Annotated in this window: 12 protein-coding genes; 9 read left to right on the top strand and 3 right to left on the bottom strand. The window is 69.9% G+C overall.

Going from position 1 to position 19,112, the window contains the following annotated elements; all coding sequences use genetic code 11:
* Positions 1 to 134: 134 nt before the first annotated feature.
* The 7 genes from ACF1B9_RS16260 to ACF1B9_RS16230 all read left to right on the top strand — a co-directional run bounded on the left by ACF1B9_RS16260 (position 135) and on the right by ACF1B9_RS16230 (position 12,288).
* Positions 135 to 1,409: an HRDC domain-containing protein gene (locus ACF1B9_RS16260; RefSeq protein ID WP_391740483.1), complete on the top strand. Its 1,275-nt coding sequence runs from the start codon at positions 135 to 137 to the stop codon at positions 1,407 to 1,409.
* A gap of 377 nt (positions 1,410 to 1,786) precedes the next feature.
* On the top strand, positions 1,787 to 3,016 hold the full coding sequence (locus ACF1B9_RS16255) for a thiolase family protein (RefSeq protein WP_391740482.1): 1,230 nt from the start codon (positions 1,787 to 1,789) through the stop codon (positions 3,014 to 3,016).
* Positions 3,013 to 5,142, top strand: coding sequence for a 3-hydroxyacyl-CoA dehydrogenase NAD-binding domain-containing protein (locus ACF1B9_RS16250; protein ID WP_391740481.1), 2,130 nt, complete (start codon positions 3,013 to 3,015; stop codon positions 5,140 to 5,142). Before ACF1B9_RS16255 ends, ACF1B9_RS16250 begins: the two co-directional genes overlap by 4 nt.
* Positions 5,143 to 5,307: 165 nt before the next feature.
* Positions 5,308 to 6,348 (top strand): signaling protein, encoded by a 1,041-nt coding sequence (locus tag ACF1B9_RS16245; RefSeq protein WP_391740480.1) that lies wholly within the window; start codon positions 5,308 to 5,310, stop codon positions 6,346 to 6,348.
* A gap of 311 nt (positions 6,349 to 6,659) precedes the next feature.
* Entirely contained in the window at positions 6,660 to 8,675 is a 2,016-nt protein-coding gene (locus ACF1B9_RS16240; RefSeq protein WP_391740479.1) for a hypothetical protein, read from the top strand.
* A 53-nt stretch (positions 8,676 to 8,728) separates the two neighbouring features.
* Positions 8,729 to 10,207, top strand: a complete 1,479-nt coding sequence (locus tag ACF1B9_RS16235; protein WP_391740478.1) for an SDR family NAD(P)-dependent oxidoreductase — start codon at positions 8,729 to 8,731, stop codon at positions 10,205 to 10,207.
* Positions 10,208 to 10,281: 74 nt separating this feature from the next.
* Positions 10,282 to 12,288 carry a glycosyltransferase gene (locus tag ACF1B9_RS16230; protein WP_391740477.1) on the top strand — a complete coding sequence of 669 codons (2,007 nt, stop codon included), beginning with the start codon at positions 10,282 to 10,284 and terminating at the stop codon, positions 12,286 to 12,288.
* A 75-nt stretch (positions 12,289 to 12,363) separates the two neighbouring features.
* On the opposite strand, the gene ACF1B9_RS16225 is transcribed toward ACF1B9_RS16230, so the two are convergent.
* Positions 12,364 to 13,485 carry a hypothetical protein gene (locus ACF1B9_RS16225; protein WP_391740476.1) on the bottom strand — a complete coding sequence of 374 codons (1,122 nt, stop codon included), beginning with the start codon at positions 13,483 to 13,485 and terminating at the stop codon, positions 12,364 to 12,366.
* Positions 13,486 to 13,824: 339 nt separating this feature from the next.
* Here ACF1B9_RS16225 and ACF1B9_RS16220 point away from each other — a divergent pair, with 339 nt between their 5' ends.
* Together ACF1B9_RS16220 and ACF1B9_RS16215 are read left to right on the top strand one after the other, a co-directional pair.
* Positions 13,825 to 14,937 (top strand): LCP family protein, encoded by a 1,113-nt coding sequence (locus ACF1B9_RS16220; RefSeq protein WP_391740475.1) that lies wholly within the window; start codon positions 13,825 to 13,827, stop codon positions 14,935 to 14,937.
* Between the two features lie 37 nt (positions 14,938 to 14,974).
* Complete coding sequence (locus ACF1B9_RS16215; protein WP_391740474.1) at positions 14,975 to 15,373, top strand: NTP pyrophosphohydrolase; 399 nt, start codon at positions 14,975 to 14,977, stop codon at positions 15,371 to 15,373.
* A 15-nt stretch (positions 15,374 to 15,388) separates the two neighbouring features.
* On the opposite strand, the gene ACF1B9_RS16210 is transcribed toward ACF1B9_RS16215, so the two are convergent.
* The gene (locus ACF1B9_RS16210) at positions 15,389 to 16,933 is read right to left on the bottom strand and encodes an amino acid permease (RefSeq protein WP_391740473.1); all 1,545 of its coding nucleotides are present in this window, start codon (positions 16,931 to 16,933) and stop codon (positions 15,389 to 15,391) included.
* Positions 16,934 to 17,103: 170 nt separating this feature from the next.
* Positions 17,104 to 19,032: a 1-deoxy-D-xylulose-5-phosphate synthase gene (dxs, locus tag ACF1B9_RS16205; RefSeq protein WP_391740754.1), complete on the bottom strand. Its 1,929-nt coding sequence runs from the start codon at positions 19,030 to 19,032 to the stop codon at positions 17,104 to 17,106.
* Between the last annotated feature and the right edge of the window lie 80 nt (positions 19,033 to 19,112).

The raw sequence follows: 19,112 nt of genomic DNA, 5'->3' as shown, positions 1-19,112 counted from the left end.
GGTTAATCATCATCTCCCCAACCCCCCGGGGGGGGGGGGGGGGGTTTTGGGCTGGGTGTTTTTAACTTCGGGGGGCGCGGTTGTCCTCATGTGCGGGGCGCGGGGCGCCGCACTTACACGGATACCCTTGACACGTGACCGACGCCCAAGAGACCGCAGCAGACACTTCACTGCGAACCACCGGGGGCGCTCCCCCGGACGACGTCGCCCCGGCGCCGATCCCCTTGCTCGAACCGCGCGAGGGCATTCCCCCGGTGGTGGCCTCCGACGACGCCCTCGCCCGGGTGATCGCCGCCTTCGCCGCGGGCTCCGGCCCGGTGGCCGTCGACGCGGAGCGCGCCTCCGGCTACCGCTACGGCCAGCGTGCCTACCTCGTGCAGCTGCGCCGCGACGGCGCGGGCAGCGCACTGATCGACCCGGTCGGCTGCCCCGACCTGTCGGGGCTCGGAGAGGTCCTGCACGGCAGCGAGTGGATCCTCCACGCCGCCACCCAGGACCTGCCCTGTCTGCGCGAAATAGGGATGACCCCCACCGGACTCTTCGACACGGAGCTGGCCGGGCGCCTCGCCGGCTTCCCGCGGGTCGGCCTCGGGGCCATGGTCGAGAACGTGCTCGGCTACTCCCTGGAGAAGGGCCATTCCGCCGTCGACTGGTCCACCCGCCCGCTGCCCGACCCGTGGCTGCGTTACGCGGCGCTCGATGTCGAGCTGCTGATCGATCTGCGCAACGCCCTGGAGGACGAGCTCGACCGGCAGGGCAAGCTGGAGTGGGCGCGGGAGGAGTTCGACGCGATCGCCTCGGCACCGCCCGCTCCCCCGCGCAAGGACCCGTGGCGCCGCACCTCCGGCATGCACAAGGTCCGCCGCCGCCGTCAGATGGCGGTGGTACGGGAGCTGTGGACCGCCCGCGACGAGATCGCCCGGCGCCGGGACATCTCCCCCGGCAAGGTCCTGGGCGATGCCGCGATCGTCGAGGCCGCACTCGCGCTCCCTCCGAACATCCACGCGCTCACCGCCCTGCCCGGGTTCGGCCACCGCATGGGACGGCGGCAGCTGGAGCAGTGGCAGGCGGCCGTCGACCGGGCCAAGGCGCTGCCGGACTCGGAACTCCCCCAGCCCGGCCAGACGGTCGCCGGTCCGCCGCCGCCCCGCGCCTGGGCCGACAAGGACCCGGCGGCCGCGGCCCGGCTCTCGGCCGCCCGCACCGCCGTGTCGGAGCTCGCCGAGCGACTGCACATGCCTCAGGAGAACCTCATCACCCCGGACACGGTGCGCCGGGTCTGCTGGGAGCCGCCCAGGAACCCGACCCCGGACGCCATCGAGACGGCGCTCACCGGCTACGGGGCGCGACGCTGGCAGATCGAACACGTGGCCCCGCTCCTGTTCCGCGCGCTGACGTCGGCGGCCTGAGGGTCGCCGACGAGGGTCGTATTCACGCCAGGTTGCGCGACCTCCGGCCGCACCGCGTCCTTGATCGCCGGACGGGCTCTTCTTCCGCCCCGTCCGGCGATTGCCGTTCACGGCACTGCCGACACGACTGCCGCTCACGGCACCGCCGACGACCGGCCCCGCAGCCCGTCCCCGCTCCGTCCGGCATTCGCGGCGCCTGCGGCCCGTCCGACTTCTGGGGCGAAACAGCCACCGCGCCCACCCCGTTCGCATGTGACCTTCGCCGCTCCCGCCGCAAGGGGTGGGCAGTGTGGTTACCCACAAGTAGCATGAGGGGGTGGCGCGCCGGTGGGCGTGCCCCGCAGCAGTGCCATCCCGCACCCTGGAGGAGAGCCACCGTGCCTCGTACCATCCGGGACGTCGTCTTCGTCGACGGCGTCCGCACCCCGTTCGGCAAAGCGGGCCCGAAGGGCATCTACCACGAGACCCGCGCCGACGATCTCGTCGTGAAGGCCATCCGGGAGCTGCTGCGCCGCAACCCGGACCTGGACCCCGCGCGGATCGACGAGGTCGCCATCGCCGCGACCACGCAGATCGGTGACCAGGGTCTGACGCTGGGCCGCACCGCCGGAATCCTGGCCGGTCTGCCGCAGTCCGTCCCCGGTTACTCCATCGACCGCATGTGTGCGGGCGCCCTGACCGCGGTCACCTCGACGGCCGGCTCCATCGCCTTCGGCGCGTACGACGTCGTCGTCGCCGGTGGTGTCGAGCACATGGGCCGCCACCCCATGGGCGAGGGCGTGGACCCGAACCCGCGCTTCGTGTCGGAGAAGCTGGTCGACGAGTCCGCCCTGTTCATGGGCATGACCGCGGAGAACCTGCACGACCGCTACCCGCAGATCACCAAGCTCCGCGCCGACGAGTACGCGGTCCGCTCGCAGGAGAAGGCCGCCAAGGCATACGCCGACGGCAAGATCCAGCAGGACCTGGTGCCGATCTCGGTGCGCCGCACCAACGCGGAGGCCGGTGAGACGGGCTGGGGCCTGGTCACCGCCGACGAGCCGATGCGCCCCGGCACGACCCTGGAGTCCCTCGCGGGTCTGAAGACCCCGTTCCGCGCCCACGGCCGGGTCACCGCCGGAAACGCCGCAGGCCTCAACGACGGTGCCACCGCCTCGCTGCTCGCCGCCGAGGACGTCGCCCGCGAGCTGGGCCTCCCGGTCAAGATGCGCCTGGTCAGCTATGCCTTCGCGGGTGTCGAGCCGGAGGTCATGGGCTACGGTCCGATCCCGTCGACCGAGAAGGCCCTCGCCAAGGCCGGGCTGACCATCGACGACATCGGCCTGTTCGAGATCAACGAGGCGTTCGCCGTCCAGGTCCTCGCCTTCCTCGACCACTACGGCATCGCCGACGACGACGCGCGCGTCAACCAGTACGGCGGCGCCATCGCCTACGGCCACCCGCTGGCCTCCTCGGGTGTGCGTCTGATGACGCAGCTGGCCCGCCAGTTCGAGGAGCAGCCGGAGGTCCGCTACGGCCTGACCACCATGTGCGTCGGCTTCGGCATGGGCGCCACGGTCGTCTGGGAGAACCCGCACTTCGACAAGGCAGACGGAGGCAACAAGTGAGTTCCACCACTGAGCTTCTGAAGGGTGCGGCCGAGCTGTTCCCCGGCGAGGTCGTCACCCAGGCGCACGTACGCCACCTGGACCTTCCGGCCGGCGCGGGCCGCTTCGCCCTCATCACGCTGGACAACGGCCTGGACCACACCAAGCCGACCACCTTCGGACCGCAGTCGCTGGCGAACCTGAACGCCGCCGTCGACCAGGTCGAGAAGGAGGCGGCCGAGGGTGCGATCACCGGCGTCGGGATCACCGGCAAGCCGTTCATCTTCGCGGTAGGCGCCGACCTCAAGGGCGTCGAGCTGCTGAAGAACCACGACGACGCGCTGGCCATCGGCAAGGGCGGTCACGACGTCTTCCGCCGGCTCTCCGGCCTCGCGGTCCCGACGTTCGCGTACTACAACGGTGCGGCGATGGGCGGCGGTGTCGAGGTCGGTCTGCACTGCACCTACCGCACCGTCTCCAAGGCGCTGCCCGCCTTCTCGCTGCCCGAGGTCTTCCTCGGTCTGGTTCCCGGCTGGGGCGGCTGCGCGCTGCTGCCGAACCTGATCGGTGCCGACCGCGCGGTCTCCGTCATCATCGAGAACTCGCTGAACCAGAACCGCCAGCTCAAGGGCAAGCAGGTCTTCGAGCTCGGGATCGCCGACGCCCTCTTCGACGGTGCGGACTTCCTGGAGCAGTCGCTGATCTGGACCGCGAACGTGCTGAACGGCACGGTCACCGTGGAGCGCCCCGAGGTCGACCGGGGTGACGCGTGGGACCAAGCCGTCGCCCGCGGCAGGGCCATCGCCGACTCCAAGGTGCACGGTGCGGCCCCGGCCGCGTACCGCGCGCTGGAGATCATCGGCGCGGCGAAGAACGGCGACCTGGGCGCCCGCTTCGACGCCGAGGACCGGGCCCTCGCCGACCTGATCATGGGTGGCGAGCTGCGTTCGGGGATCTACTCCTTCAACCTGGTCCAGAAGCGCGCCAAGCGCCCGGCCGGCGCTCCGGACAAGTCCCTGGCCCGCCCGGTCACCAAGGTCGGCGTCGTCGGTGCCGGTCTGATGGCCTCGCAGCTGGCGCTGCTGTTCCTCCGCCGTCTGGAGGTGCCGGTCGTGCTGACCGACATCGACCAGGAGCGCGTCGACAAGGGTGTGGGCTATGTCCACGCCGAGATCGAGAAGCTGCTCGGCAAGGGCCGCATCAACCAGGACAAGGCCAATCGCCTCAAGGCCCTGGTCTCCGGCGTGCTGGACAAGGCGGAGGGCTTCTCCGACGCCGACTTCATCATCGAGGCCGTCTTCGAGGAGATCGGCGTCAAGCAGCAGGTGTTCGCGGAGGTCGAGGCGGTCGCCCCGGCGCACGCGATCCTCGCCACCAACACCTCGTCCCTCTCGGTCACCGAGATGGCGTCGAAGCTGCGGCACCCCGAGCGGGTCGTCGGCTTCCACTTCTTCAACCCGGTCGCGATCCTCCCGCTGCTGGAGATCGTCCGCGGCGAGAAGACCGACGACGCCTCGCTGGCCACGGCGTTCGGCGTGGCGCGGAAGCTGAAGAAGACCGCGGTGCTGGTGAAGGACGCCCCGGCGTTCGTCGTCAACCGCATCCTCACCCGCTTCATGGGCGAGATCCAGAACGTCATCGACGAGGGCACCCCGGTCGAGGTCGCCGAGAAGGCCATCGAGCCGCTCGGTCTGCCGATGTCCCCGCTGGTGCTGCTGGAGCTGGTCGGCCCGGCCATCGGTCTGCATGTCTCCGAGACCCTGAACCGCGCCTTCCCGGACCGGTTCACCGTCTCCGAGAACCTGGCGGCGGTCGTCAAGGCCGGCAAGCGCGGCTTCTACGTCTACGATTCCGGCAAGCCGGAGCTGGACCCGGAGGTCGCCGCGCTTCTCAAGCAGGGCGACCTCGCCCTGTCCGAGGAGCAGGTCCGCGACCGCGTCCTGGACGCGGTGGCGCAGGAGATCGGTCTGATGCTGGACGAGGGCGTCGTCGCCGAGGCCCAGGACATCGACCTCTGCCTGATCACCGGCGCGGGCTGGCCCTTCCACCTGGGCGGCATCACGCCGTACCTGGACCGTGAGGGCGTCTCGGAGCGGGTGAACGGAAGGAAGTTCCTGGCGCAGGGCGTGGCGAGCGTTCCGGCGTAACACCGCGAGTTCGACGACGGAGGGTACGGCCCGGTGGACGGGCCGTACCCTCCGTCCGCGTTGCCCGGGTCGTCCGGGCCCGACGGGGCGATGACAGAATGTCCGACCTCACCCCAGAGGTGGACGACGTCCCCTCTCCGAGCAGAGATGGCGGGACGGTCAGGCATGGCGGGCACCGGAAGCCACATCAGTCGCAGAGCGCTGCTCCTGGCGGGCGGCGGGGCCGCGGTGGCGGCGGCCGGTGGCGTCCTGCTGAGCGGAGCTTCGGGTGACGGTGCGGGCGGCGACGACCTGCCGCACGCCGGATCCGTCGGACTGTTCGACATCGACACGGCGTCGAAACTGCTCCCGCCGAGCCCGCTGCACCATGTCTCGGGCCCGCAGTCGATCGCGTTCGGCAGTGCGACCGGCGAGGTGTACGCGCTCCAGGTCGTGCCCGCCTCCGTCCGGCTGCCCGACGAGGAGCGGCCTCTCGGCGGCCGGGCCCGGCGGCTGGCGGGTGACATGTGCGTGACGGCGCTCTCCCCCTCGGGCGAGGAGACCGGACACATGCATCTGCGGGGCTTCGGTCACGGGATCTCGTTCGGGGTGGAGCAGTCGGACGGGAACGTGCTGCTGTGGGTGGAGTCCGACGTGGACAGGCGGACCGGGTACGGGCGCGCCGTCGCTCGTGTCCCGTTCCACGACGGTGCGGTGCTCGACAGCGCGTCGCCCCGGATACGGCACCACCGCCCGCTGCCGAGCAGCCACCAGGTCCATCCGACCCTGGATCCGACAGGCCGCCGCGTTCTGGTCAGCCACTGGATCGGCCGGACCCATCACTACGCCGTCCACCGCGTGGAGGACTTCCTCGCCGGACGGTACGCGCCGCTGCACCGCGTGCGGGACATCGCGCTGCGGGACGGCGAGACGTTCCAGGGCTGCGCCCTGTACGGGGATCGCATCTACCAGCTGACCGGGAACCCCTACACGGACGCGGCCGACGACAATCCGCCCTCCTCCGGGGGCAACACCTACGTTTCGGCGATCGACGTACGCAGCGGGCGGGCGGCGGGGCGCCGCAAGGTGACCGTCGCACCGGGGCTGGACTTCCGTGAACCGGAGGGGATCGCCGTACGGCCGGGTCCGGAGCCCCGGCTCTGTGTGGGCTTCTCGGTCAAGACTCCGGGGCGACGGAAGCTGACGGTCTACTCGTGTCAGCCGTGACGGCGAACCATGATCGACGGACGTGGCAGCCGAACACGCTAGCGGGTGTAACGGAGATCACAGCGCACCCCATCCGTTCATAACTGTTCGGTATCCAGACATCAAATGTTCGACTTTTCAGCCAGTGAAAGTTCACCAAAAGCGTCAGCAGTGTCTAAGGTTCGGTCGGATGCTTCACAAGTTCCTTACGCACCGTCCGCACTCATGTTCGATCGCGGTTCGGCCCCCACTGTGACGTGCGGCAGTCCCTGTCCGCACTGGCGACGCAGCCGTGCGCCGCACCCAGGCACAGAAGGAGGAGTCGGCCGCTCATGGGCAAAGCACGACGTCAGGCAGCGTTGGGTTTTCTGATCACCGCAGCCCTGGTGCTCAGCTTCGTCGCCATGCTGGCGGCGGTGGTGATGGCCTCGTTGCCCGTCTTCGCCTGTGCCGCGGCGGTCAGCTACGCGGCCGACCTGCTCCTGCACACCTCCGAGTCCTCGGCCCTCGACCGGCTCCGGGACTCGCGCTTCGGCCTCACCATCCGGTTCCTGATCCGGCAGTTCCTGCTGCTGGCGCTCTGCGGCTCCATCAACAACCTCGACTCGTTCGTCGTCCAGATGACGTCCGTGGGGCTGCTGCTGCTCTTCGTACTGCAGCTCGCCTATGGCGCGCTGCTCAAGCGGGTCAAGTCCGAACGAGCCGCGCTGCCCTTCACCACGCGCGGACTCGACCTGGACGCGCTGGGGATCCGGCGGCTGCCGCACCCGTTCCTGATGAACAAGCACGTCCGCAAGATGCTGCACCTGGACATCCCCCTGGTCGGCGGCGCGATCGGCACGATCGCCACCGACCGGTGGGAGTACGTGACGTACGGCGGGATCGCCTCGGTCTGGTTCGCGTTCGTCGCCTTCCTGGTCCTGCTGCCCGGGGCACGGAACGCGCTCATCCTGCCCACGGCCGACGACGCCATCGACGAGCTGAACTGGCAGCTGCGGCAGTACCGGCCGCAGGTCGCGCTCTACTTCACCTTCGCCGCCGTCTCCAGGGACTTCATGTACCAGGTGAACATGTGGCTGGAGTCGCTGGAGTCGCTGGATCTGCGTCCCGTCATCGTGCTGCGCGAACGGGCCACCCTGAGGTACCTGGACGCCACCTCCGTACCGGTCATCTGTGTTCCGAAGGCCGAGTACCTGGCCCGTGTGGAGATGCCCGAACTGCGGGTGACGCTCTACCCGGGCAACGCCGGCAAGAACGTGCACATGCTCCAACGGCACGAGGTCAAGCACGTCTTCATCGGTCACGGCGACAGCGACAAGCTCGCCAGCAGCAACCGCGTCAGCAAGGTCTTCGACGAGATCTGGGTGGCCGGACGGGCCGGGCGGGACCGCTACGAGCGCATCAAGCACGCGGTCACCGCCCACCAGATCGTCGAGGTCGGCCGGCCCCAGCTGATGCCGCTGCATCGCTGGACCGGCTCCGTCGGCCAGGAGATCCCGACCGTCATCTACGCCCCCACGTGGGAGGGCTGGACCGACGACGCCTGCTACACCTCGGTCATCCCGGCGGGCGAGCACCTCATCCGGACCCTGCTCGCGCACGAGCGGCAGCTGCGCATCATCTACAAGCCGCACCCGCTGACCGGCACCCGCTCCCCCGCCGCCGCGGCCGCGCACCGGCGCATCATCGCACTGCTCCAGGACGACAACGCCCGCCGGTTCGGCCGGAAGATCCTGGACTCGAAGACCGCGGCCCGTCGGCTGGCCCGTATCGACAAGCGGCTCGCCGCACTCCAGGAGCGTGGCGTCCGCTCGAAGTACCCGGACCTGACCGAGGAGGAGCGGACCACCCGGATCCGCAAGTTCCGCGACCAGGCGGGCGCCCTCTACTGGGACTCGCTGCCCGTCGACGCGCACCACGTCGTCACGGACAGGGTGCCCACGCTGTACGACTGCTTCAACCACTCGGACCTGTTGATCGGCGACATGTCGAGCGTGGTCTCGGACTTCGTGGCCACCCGCAAGCCGTACGCCATCTTCAACCTGGAGGGGCTGCCGGACGCGGAGTTCCGCAACGAGCAGCGCACGGCGTACGCCTCGTACCTGCTCGACGCCGAGTGCAACGGCCTGGAGACGGCGCTCTCCGCGATGTTCTCCCTGGACCAGGACGTCATGGCCCCGTACCGGGAACAGCTCAAGGACTATCTGCTCGGGCCGGACAATCCGCCGTCGACCGTGCGCTTCGCCGACGCCGCGAACGATCTCTATCTGCGCGGCCTGCGGGACTTTCCCATCGAGTACCCGGAGCAGCCGGGATTCCCCGAGCCCCAGCCGCACCAGCAGGTCTGAGACCCGCCGCCGCACGCCCGTCACCCCGCCCCGCCCACAGGAAGCAGCAGACCTTGACCATCCGTGCCTCCCGTCGCCGTACCGTCGCCGTCGTCCTCGCCGGTGGCACCGGGCAGCGCATCGGGCTCGCCACCCCGAAGCAGCTGCTGAAGATCGCCGGGAAGTCGATGCTCGAACACACCCTGCACGTCTTCGAGAACGCCCCGGACATCGACGAGGTGGTGGTCCTGATGACGCCGGACCATGTCGCCGACGCCGAGAAGATCGTCGCGAAGGCCGGTCTGCGCAAGGTGTCCCGGGTGCTCGCGGGCGGCAGTACCCGGAGCGGGACCACACACCTCGCGATCGAGGCGGTGGCCGCCGGGCTCGACGGTGACGAGGACTGCAACCTGCTGTTCCACGACGCGGTGCGTCCGCTGCTGTCGCAACGCGTGGTCGAGGAGTGCGTACGGGCGCTGGAGCGCCACCGGGCCGTCGATGTGGCGATCCCCTCCTCCGACACCGTGATCGTGACCCGGACGCACGGCGACGACGGCGAGTTCATCACCGAGGTGCCCGACCGCGGACGGCTCCGCCGCGGCCAGACGCCCCAGGGCTTCCGGCTCTCCACGATCCGCCGGGCGTACGGGCTCGCGGCGGCCGACCCGCTGTTCCGGGCCACCGACGACTGCTCGGTCGTCGTGAAGTACCTGCCCGACGTACCCGTGCACGTGGTCATGGGCGACGAGCACAACATGAAGGTCACCCAGCCCGTCGACGTCTTCATCGCCGACAAGCTGTTCCAGCTGGCCTCGACGACCGCTCCGGCTCACGGCTCCGAGACGTCCTACCGAGAGCAGTTGGCCGGGCGGACCCTCCTGGTGTTCGGCGACTCGTACGGGATCGGCACCGACATCGCGCGCATGGCCGAGGAGTACGGGGCCCGGGTGTACGCCCTCGACCGCTCCGCCACCGGCATCCACGCGGAGAACCCCGAGGAGGTGGAGGCGGCCTTCGCCAGGGCGTACGCGGAGACCGGCCGGATCGACCACGTCGTCAGCACCGCGAGTGTCCTCCCGATCGGCCGGCTCGACGAGACCGACGGCGCCACGATCCGCGAGGCGCTCCGGGTCGACTACCTCGCCCCGGTGAACATCGCGCGCGCCGCGTACAAGTACCTCGCCGAGACCGCGGGCCGCCTGCTGCTCTTCACCTCGGGCGGCTACACCCGCGGGCGCGCCGAGTACAGCATCCGTTCCTCGGTCGAGGCGGCGATGGTGAACCTCACCCAGGCGCTGTCGGAGGAGTGGGCCGAGGACGGCATCCGGGTCAACTGCATGAATGCGGCACGGACCGAGGCGTCCGGGCGGGAGTCCACCGGTTCGTCACTCGCCTCGCGGGAGGTCGCGCGCAGCTCGCTCGACGTCCTGCTCTCCGGCATGACCGGCCAGGTGATCGACGTGCGCCGGCCGGGCCCGGCCCCGACGCCCGGCTCGGCATTCGAGTCCGCCCTGTCGCAGGTGCTCGACGACTCCGGGAGCCGACCCGTCTGAACCCCGTACCGGAGACCGGCGCCCACGGAATTCGGAGCTGAAGCCGCCACGGCCACGGATCCAGGAGGACCCGCGTGAAGATCGCTTTTCTGATGTACAGCGCCTACGGACAGGCGGGTACGTCCGTCGCCAACCAGACGCTGGCCAACGCGCTCGCGGCCCGGCAGCACGACGTCGAGCTGGTGAGCCTGTTCCAGTACCACGACGTTCCGCCGCTCCACTTCGGGCCGGGCGTCACTCTGCGCACGCTCGTGGACACCCGCGGCGGCTCGCCGGACCTGGAGAACCCGCTGCACGCGACGGCGTCCCAGCACTGCACTGGTTTCAAGGCCGACGACAAGAACCGCTACAGCCGGCTGATGGACGAACGGGCCGCCGCCTATCTCCAGAGCTGCGACGCCGATGTCGTCATCGCCACCGCCCCCAACACGATGTCCCTGCTGACCGTTCTGGGGACCGGGCAGTACATCACGCTGGGTCAGGCGCACACGCACTACCACCACCAGACCGCGGCCTCGCGGAAGATGCTGGACGCCGCGATTCCGCGGCTGGACGGCTTCGTCACCGTGACGGCGAAGGACGCCCAGACGCACCGGGACGCGTACGGCGCGGTCGGGACGGAGTTCCAGGCCATTCCCAACGCCGTCCCCGGCACCTTCCTGAGGGCCGACGTGCACGGCTCGCGCATCGTCACGGCGTCGGGACGACTGGTCGACTGGAAGCGGTTCGACCTGCTCGTGAACGCCTTCGCGCAGCTCGGCGGGAAGCACCCGGACTGGACCCTGCGGATCTACGGGAGCGGCGACGAGAAGGCGAAACTGCGCAGGCTCATCGACGATCTCGGGGCGAACGAGCGCATCCTCCTCATGGGGCACACGAGCCAGCTGCGTGAGGAGCTGGCCAAGGCGGCGCTGCACACCTCGACCTCGACGGACGAGACGTTCGGCCTGACCATCGTTGAGGCCATGACCTGCGGTGTGCCGGTACTCAGCACGGCAGGCCCGCACGGCCCGTCCGAGATCATCTCCGACGGGGTGGACGGCGCGCTCTCGCCCGTGGGCGATGTGGACGCGTTCGCCGAGAACCTGGACCGGCTGCTGAGCGACGCCGAACTGCGTGTACGACTGGGCTCGAACGCGGTGGAGAAGTCCCGGCACTACAGCGACGAGTCGCAGGCGCAGGCGTACGAGTCGTACCTTTCGCGTCTGCTCACGGCGCGCGCCTACCGGCCCGAGGCACTGTGCCGGGCGACCCCCGCGGGGGACCTGGAGTTCGCGGTCGATCCGGCGCGGGCGCCGGGCAGCCGGTTCACCGTGCTGTGCGTCAACGCGGCGGACGGGCGGCAGGCGCTGCTGGCGGCGCAGGCCGAGCAGACGACCGACGGGCGCCTGTACGCCTGCGTACCGGCGCAGCTGCGGCTGGCCTCCGGGACGTGGAACGTGCTGCTGCGCCGCGAGGACGACGGTGTCATGCGCCGGGTGAAGGTCGACGAGCTCCAGCAGTCGGCGAATGCGCTGATCTCCTCCCCGGACCAGGCAGGCCCGGTGCGGTTCCGCACGTTCGGGCGTTCCGAGGACGGGGGCTTCCTCCAGATCGTCTCGCGCGAGTTCCCCGCCCATGCGGAGGTGCTGTCGGTGGAGACGAACGGCTCGCATCTCAGCGTCCGGTGCTACGTTCTCGGGGTCCCTTCGGTGCCCGGCGGTCCGCAGGTCGACCTCGCCGGTCACGGCGCGCAGGCGATCGCGCAGAGCCGGAAGAACGCGGACGCCTACATCACCATCCCGTGCGCGTTCTCGGACGGCGGGGCCGTCTTCACCCTCGATCTCCATCAGTACGCGGACCGGATGACCGACGTCGACACCATCTGGGACCTGTCGCTGAGCATTCCGGGGAATCTGACGGTGACGGGCGAGGCGCACCGGCTGCGGCTGGGGCGGTTCGGTGACGAGATCATGCAGCGCAAGCACATCCACGTCTATCCGAAGCGGACCGTCACCACCGCGCAGGGCCGCTCGGTGACCTTCAACCCGTACTACACGGACAGCAATTACCTGTCGCTCGGCCTGAAGTCCGCCTCCTGAGCCATGAATCCGCCCGCGGACGTGAACGGGGCACTCACCGCGGTGAGTGCCCCCGGTCCGTGCGGTCCTCGCGACTCAGACCCGCACCGAACGTTCCAGCGCCAGGCCCGGCTCACGGTTCTGCCGGGCGATGTGCAGAGCGCCGTCCTCACCGATCAGCGCGAGCACCACGCGGCCGTACGCGTCGTACGCGAGCGCCGGTCCGCCCGTACAGCGCTCGCCCGTCGGCGACCACCACACGCCCGCCCCCTCGTTCTCCGTACCGCAGGCGGTGAGCATGATCTGGCCCTCGGGGTCGCGATGGGCCAGTACGGTGCAGTCGTAGCCGTCCAGCATGGCGCGCAGCGCCGCCACGGGGCCGTTCGCGGCGGAGCTGTTCAGCGGGATCGCCCAGGTGCCGGGGCGGTGTGCGACGACACCGCCGGTGGCCTCGTCGGCCCAGTAGTACGTCACCCTGTCCGGTGCGGTCTCCAGGGCCGAGGCAGTGCCCGGGATCTGGGCGAACGGTATGTCCTGGTCCTGCGTGAAGGCGCCGCCGGACTCGTTCTGGCTCCAGCGCATCGCCCGCCCCTCTCCCGGGACGAGCACCTCGACGCGTCCGGAGGCGGTGGCGGCCACGGCCGCCCCGTCCCGGAGCCGCCCGCCCTTGAGGTCCTGCCAGCCCTCCCATGTGCCGCCCGGCTTCTCACGCCGCAGCGCGAGCCTGCCGTCGGCGTTGCGGACGAAGACGTGGAGCAGCCCTTCGGCGTTGACGACGGCCGTCGGCGCCCCGAGCCGGGCCGCCTTCTCGCGGTCCTTGTGCGGATTGCCGAGGGAGTGCCACGCGGTGACGGGGCGTCCGGACTGGAACTGGGTGGCATGCACGAGGTCGACGACGGGTCCCGCGTCCTTGCGCACCGTGCGACGTCCGGTGAAGTGCACGAAACCGTCGGGGCCCTGAGTCACCGACAGCCGGGTCAGGCCGGCCGCCGGGAAGAGGTCCGGTCCCTTCCAGTCGGGGCCGCCGGGACGGACCTCCGTCCAGCGGAGCATTCCCTCGTCGCAGAGCGCGTAGGCGGTGAGCCTGCCGTCCTTGCCGAGCACGAGCCAGCGGCCGTCGGCAGTCGCCCGCGCCGCTCGCTCCCTGCCTGCGTCGTGGACGTCGGCGCCCGGAATCGGGGCCCTTTCCCGGGCAGCGCGCCTGGATCTGACCGGCATGACGTGAAGTCGTCCTTCCCCATGGTTCCTCGGCCCCGGCATCGGAGGCCGTTTCGGCGCTCCGGCACGCAAGGGGCCGAACCCACCCATCATAGATTCCTGGTTCGCCCCGGGAACCAGCGCTCCCCCCGGCGTCGGAGGGGAGCCCGCCGGACAACCGCCCTCTCACGGACAGGAATAACAATTCGATTCCGGAGTTGAAGATTGCGCGAAGGATTACACAAGATTCGAAAACCTGTCTATAGTGCACGCTCAGCCCCCCACATGCGTGGACCGGCCCCACCCGAGTCCCCAGCCCCATCGGCCCTTCCGCGGCCACGAGATCAAGGGACTCGCAGGATGAGCCATGACGTCGTTCCCCCCGGCCCGCACCCGTCACGGCGGGCCGATTCGCGCAAGAAGGGGCGCAGCAAGGACGCCGGGAGCGGACGCCCTCGGCGCCGTACCGGCCGCATTGTGCTGATCAGCCTGCTCGTCCTGGTGCTCGCCGCCGGCGGCACCCTCTACTGGCTGTACAGCCGCCTCGACGGGAACATCAAGGGCGTCGACATCGACAAGGCGCTCGGCGACGACCGGCCCGAGAAGCTGCCGACCAGTGGTCAGAACCTGCTGGTTCTCGGCTCGGACTCGCGGGCCGGCGCCGAGAACAAGAAACTGGGCGGCGGCGGTGACGTCAGCGGCGCCCGGTCCGACACCGCGATGGTGGTGCACATACCCGAGGGCCGCACCGAGGCCGTCGCCGTGTCCATACCCCGTGACACCCTGGTGACCCGGCCCGAGTGCACGAAGGCCGACGGCTCGACGGTGCCGCCGGCGAACCGCGTGATGTTCAACTCCGTCTACTCCCAGGTCGGCCCGGCCTGTGTGGTCAAGACCGTCGAGAAGATGTCCAAGGTCCGGATCGACCACTACCTGGAGATCAACTTCGCCGGGTTCAAGGATCTGGTCGACGCGATAGGCGGCGTCACCGTCGACGTACCGCAGGACATCGACGACAAGTCCTCCGGTCTCCACCTCACCAAGGGGACGCACAAGCTCGACGGCACCCAGTCATTGGCGTACGTCCGGACCCGGCACGGCATCGGGGACGGCAGCGACCTCGGCCGGATCGGTCTGCAGCAGCAGTTCCTGCTCGCCCTGCTGAGCGAGGTCAAGTCGCAGGACCTGCTGGGCAGTCCGACCAAGTCGTACAAGATCGCCGACTCCGCCACCAAGTCGCTGACCACCGACTCCGGGCTCGCCTCGTTGACGTCCCTCGCGGATTTCGGCCGGTCGATGAACGGCGTGAACCCGAACACCATGGAAACGATCATGCTTCCGGTGGCGTACGACAAGCAGGACCCGAACCGGGTGGTGGCGGCCCAGCCCCAGGCCGGTGAGTTGTGGAAGGCCATCCGCAACGACGGCGCGATCCCGGAGTCGGCGAAGAAGTCCCCCGCCACCGGCGGCTGACGGGGCGGCGGCGGCCGGTCCGTGACACGCTTCCGGCATGCCGACCGAACGGACCCTCGTGATCGTGGACGCGGCCAACGTGGTCGGGTCCGTCCCCGACGGCTGGTGGCGGGACCGGCGTGGAGCGGCCGAACGGCTGCGGGACTCCCTGGTCCCGTTCGCCGCCGCCGGTCTGCCGGGGTGTCCCGGCCCCGTCGAGCTGGTGCTGGTCGTCGAGGGCGCGGCTCGCGGCATCGGATCGGTGCCCGGGGTGCGGGTGGAATCGGCATCCCGGAGCGGCGACGACCTGATCGTGGAGCTGACCGGGGCCCGGGGGGAACGCGCCTGTGTCGTCGTCACCGCCGACCGCGAGCTGCGGCGGCGGGTGGCGGAGTACGGGGCGCGGTGCATGGGCCCCCGTACGGTGCGGCCCCTGCCGCCGCCGCGCACCCCCTGAGGTCCTCAGTCCGGATCAGGCCGCCCCGCGTGATCCGGGCGGGAGGTCCTGGCCCCGGCCGACCGGGACGTTGATCCGGCTGTGTCCGCGCCCGTACGCGAAGTAGATGATCACGCCGATGAGCATCCAGACGGCGAACCGCAGCCAGGTCTCGGACGGCAGGTTCAGCATCAGCCAGACCGAGGCCGCCACCGAGAGGATCGGGAGCAGCGGCACCCAGGGGGTGCGGAACGCGCGGTGCAGGTCGGGGCGGGTCCGGCGGAGCACGATGACGCCCAGCGCGACGACGACGAAGGCGAAGAGCGTGCCGATGTTCACGAGCGTCGCCAGTTCGTTGATGCTCGTGAAGCCCGCGACGATCGCGATGACCACGCCGAGCAGGATGGTCGGGCGGTACGGGGTGCGGAAGCGCGGGTGGGTCACGGAGAAGAACCTCGGGAGCAGCCCGTCACGGCTCATCGCGAAGAACACCCGGGTCTGGCCCAGCAGCAGGATCAGACAGACCGTGGTGAGGCCGATGGCGGCTCCGAAGCTGATGAACCCGGCGTAGACGGGCTGGCCGACGGCCTTGAAGGCATCGGCCAGCGGAGCCTCGACCGACAGGTCGCTGTAGTGCTGCATGCCCGTGACCACCAGCGACACGGCCACGTAGAGCACGGTGCAGATGAAGAGCGAGGCGAGGATGCCACGTGGCATGTCACGTTGCGGAACCTTCGTCTCCTCGGCGGCGGTGGCCACCACGTCGAAGCCGATGAAGGCGAAGAAGACGATGGAGGCGGCGGTGAAGATGCCCATGACGCCGAAGTTCGTCGGGGCGTAGCCGAACATCAGCTGGATCAGCGGCGCGGTCAGGCCGGAACCGGAAGGCTGCGGCTGCGGCTCGGGGACGAAGGGCGAGTAGTTCGCGGCCTTGACGAAGAACAGCCCGGCGACGATGACGATCAGGACCACGGCGATCTTGATGGCGACCACGATCGTCGTGACCCGGGCGGAGAGCTTCATGCCGAGCACCAGCACGACGGTCAGCACGAGCACCAGCGCGAAGGCCAGGATGTCGAAGCCGAATCCCTTCGCCACATCCGTTCCGGAGAGCACTTCGGGCATGGTCCAGCCGAAGTTGTCCATCAGAGAGCGGACGTAGCCGGACCAGCCGACCGCCACCACTGCCGTGCCGAGCGCGAACTCCAGCACCAGGTCCCAGCCGATGATCCAGGCGACGAGTTCGCCGAGCGAGGCGTACGAGAAGGTGTAGGCGGAGCCGGCGACGGGGACGGTGGAGGCGAACTCGGCGTAACAGAGCGCGGCCAGGGCGCAGACGATGCCCGCGACCACGAACGCGAGGGCGGTGGCGGGCCCCGCGGTCTCCTTGGCCACCTTGCCGGTGAGCACGAAGATGCCGGTGCCGATGATGACGCCCACTCCGAAGACCGTGAGGTCCAGCGCGGAGAGGGACTTCTTGAGTGCGTGCTCCGGCTCCTCGGTGTCGCGGATGGACTGCTCGACCGTCTTGGTCCGGAACAGTCCGTCCCTGCTGGGTGGTGTGTCCTGCTGGGCAGTCACCGGCGTACCTCCACGCACTCGTCGTGAACGCCATGATTGGGACCGCCCCGGCGGCGAAGGGCCGCTATCGGGAAATTTCACACGAATGGGCCGGTCGGACCACCCTTGGGATGGCCGACCGGCCCATCGGCCGTAACGCTGGTCGCTCGTACGGACCCGCGCTCCGCGGGTCAGTCGCGGACGGGTTCGATCACGGCCTCACTGTCCGCGACCGTCTCGTAGCGGCCGTCCAGCTTGGCGACGAGGCCGGTGACCTGGCGGGCGATGTCCGGTGCGGTCAGCCCGATCTCGGCCAGGACCTCCTTGCGGGAGGCGTGGTCGAGGAAGCGCGGCGGGATGCCGAAATCACGCAGCGGTACGTCGACCCCGGCGTCGCGCAGCGCCTGGGAGACGGCGGAGCCCACGCCCCCGGCCCTGCTGTTGTCCTCCACCGTGACGACGACCCGGTGCTGTTCGGCGAGCGGGGCCATGGCCTCGTCGACCGGCTTGACCCAGCGCGGGTCGACGACCGTCGTCGAGATGCCCTGGGCATCCAGCAGATCGGCGATCTCCAGGCACATCGGGGCCAGCGCCCCGACGGAGACCAGGAGGACGTCCGGCCGGGCGGTGCCGGGCTCACGCAGGACGTCCATCCCGCCGACCCGGCCGACGGCCTTGACGGCAGGGCCGACCGCGCCCTTGGAGAAGCGCACCACGGTCGGTGCGTCGTCGACCTCGACGGCCTCGCGCAGCTGGGCGCGGACCTGGTCGGCGTCGCGCGGTGCGGCGATCCGGAGCGTGGGCACGCACTGCAGGATCGACATGTCCCACATGCCGTTGTGCGAGGCGCCGTCGGTGCCGGTGACACCGGCCCGGTCCAGGACGAAGGTCACACCGCACTTGTGCAGCGCGACATCCATCAGGACCTGGTCGAAGGCGCGGTTGAGGAAGGTGGCGTACACCGCGAAGACGGGGTGCAGTCCGCCGGTGGCCAGGCCCGCCGCGGAGACCGCGCCGTGCTGTTCCGCGATACCGACGTCGTAGATCCGGTCCGGGAACTCCTTCTCGAACTTGGTCAGACCGACCGGCTGGAGCATGGCCGCGGTGATCGCGACGATGTCCTTTCGCTCCTTGCCGAGCTTGACCATCTCCTCGCCGAAGACGGAGGTCCAGTCGAGGCCCGAGGTGGCGACCGGGAGGCCGGTGTCGGGGTGGATCTTGCCGACGGCGTGGAAGCGGTCGGCCTCGTCGAGCAGCGCGGGGGTGTAGCCGCGGCCCTTCTCCGTGAGGCAGTGCACGATGACGGGCCCGCCGAAGCGCTTGGCGCGCTGGAGGGCGGACTCCAGGGCCTCGATGTCGTGGCCGTCGATGGGACCGACGTACTTCAGGCCGAGGTCCTCGAACATGCCCTGCGGGGCGATGAAGTCCTTCAGCCCCTTCTTGGCGCCGTGCAGCGTCTCGTAGAGCGGCTTCCCGACGACGGGGGTGCGCTCCAGGATGTCCTTGCCGCGGGCCAGGAAGCGCTCGTAGCCGTCGGTGGTGCGCAGCGTCGCGAGGTGGTTGGCGAGGCCGCCGATGGTCGGTGCGTAGGAGCGCTCGTTGTCGTTGACGACGATGACGAGCGGGCGGTCCTTGGCGGCGGCGATGTTGTTCAGCGCCTCCCAGGCCATACCGCCGGTGAGCGCGCCGTCACCGATGACCGCGACGACGTGGTCGTCCTTGCCCAGTACCTCATTCGCCTTGGCGAGGCCGTCGGCCCAGCCGAGCACGGTGGAGGCGTGCGAGTTCTCGATGACGTCGTGCTCGGACTCCGCGCGGGAGGGATAGCCGGAAAGGCCGCCCTTGCTCTTGAGCTTCGAGAAGTCCTGGCGGCCGGTGAGGAGCTTGTGCACATAGCTCTGGTGACCGGTGTCGAACAGCACCTTGTCCTTCGGCGAATCGAAGACGCGGTGCAGGGCGATGGTCAGCTCGACCACACCCAGGTTGGGGCCGAGATGGCCGCCGGTCTTCGAAACGGCGTCGACCAGGAAGGTCCGGATCTCTTCGGCGAGCTGGTCCAGCTGCTCGGGAGTGAGCCGGTCCAGGTCACGCGGTCCACCGATGCGGGTCAGCAGAGCCACCCGTTCCTCCTTGCGTTCGAGCTGGTCGAGCATGCCGATCCGATGAGTCTAATGTTCCGTTCCCGCGCGGAGTCGGCGGG

This window comes from Streptomyces sp. NPDC014727, assembly GCF_043083485.1.
Lineage (GTDB): Bacteria > Actinomycetota > Actinomycetes > Streptomycetales > Streptomycetaceae > Streptomyces.
Note: the sequence above shows the minus strand (reverse complement) of the source record. Positions and strands in the feature narration are given on the sequence as shown.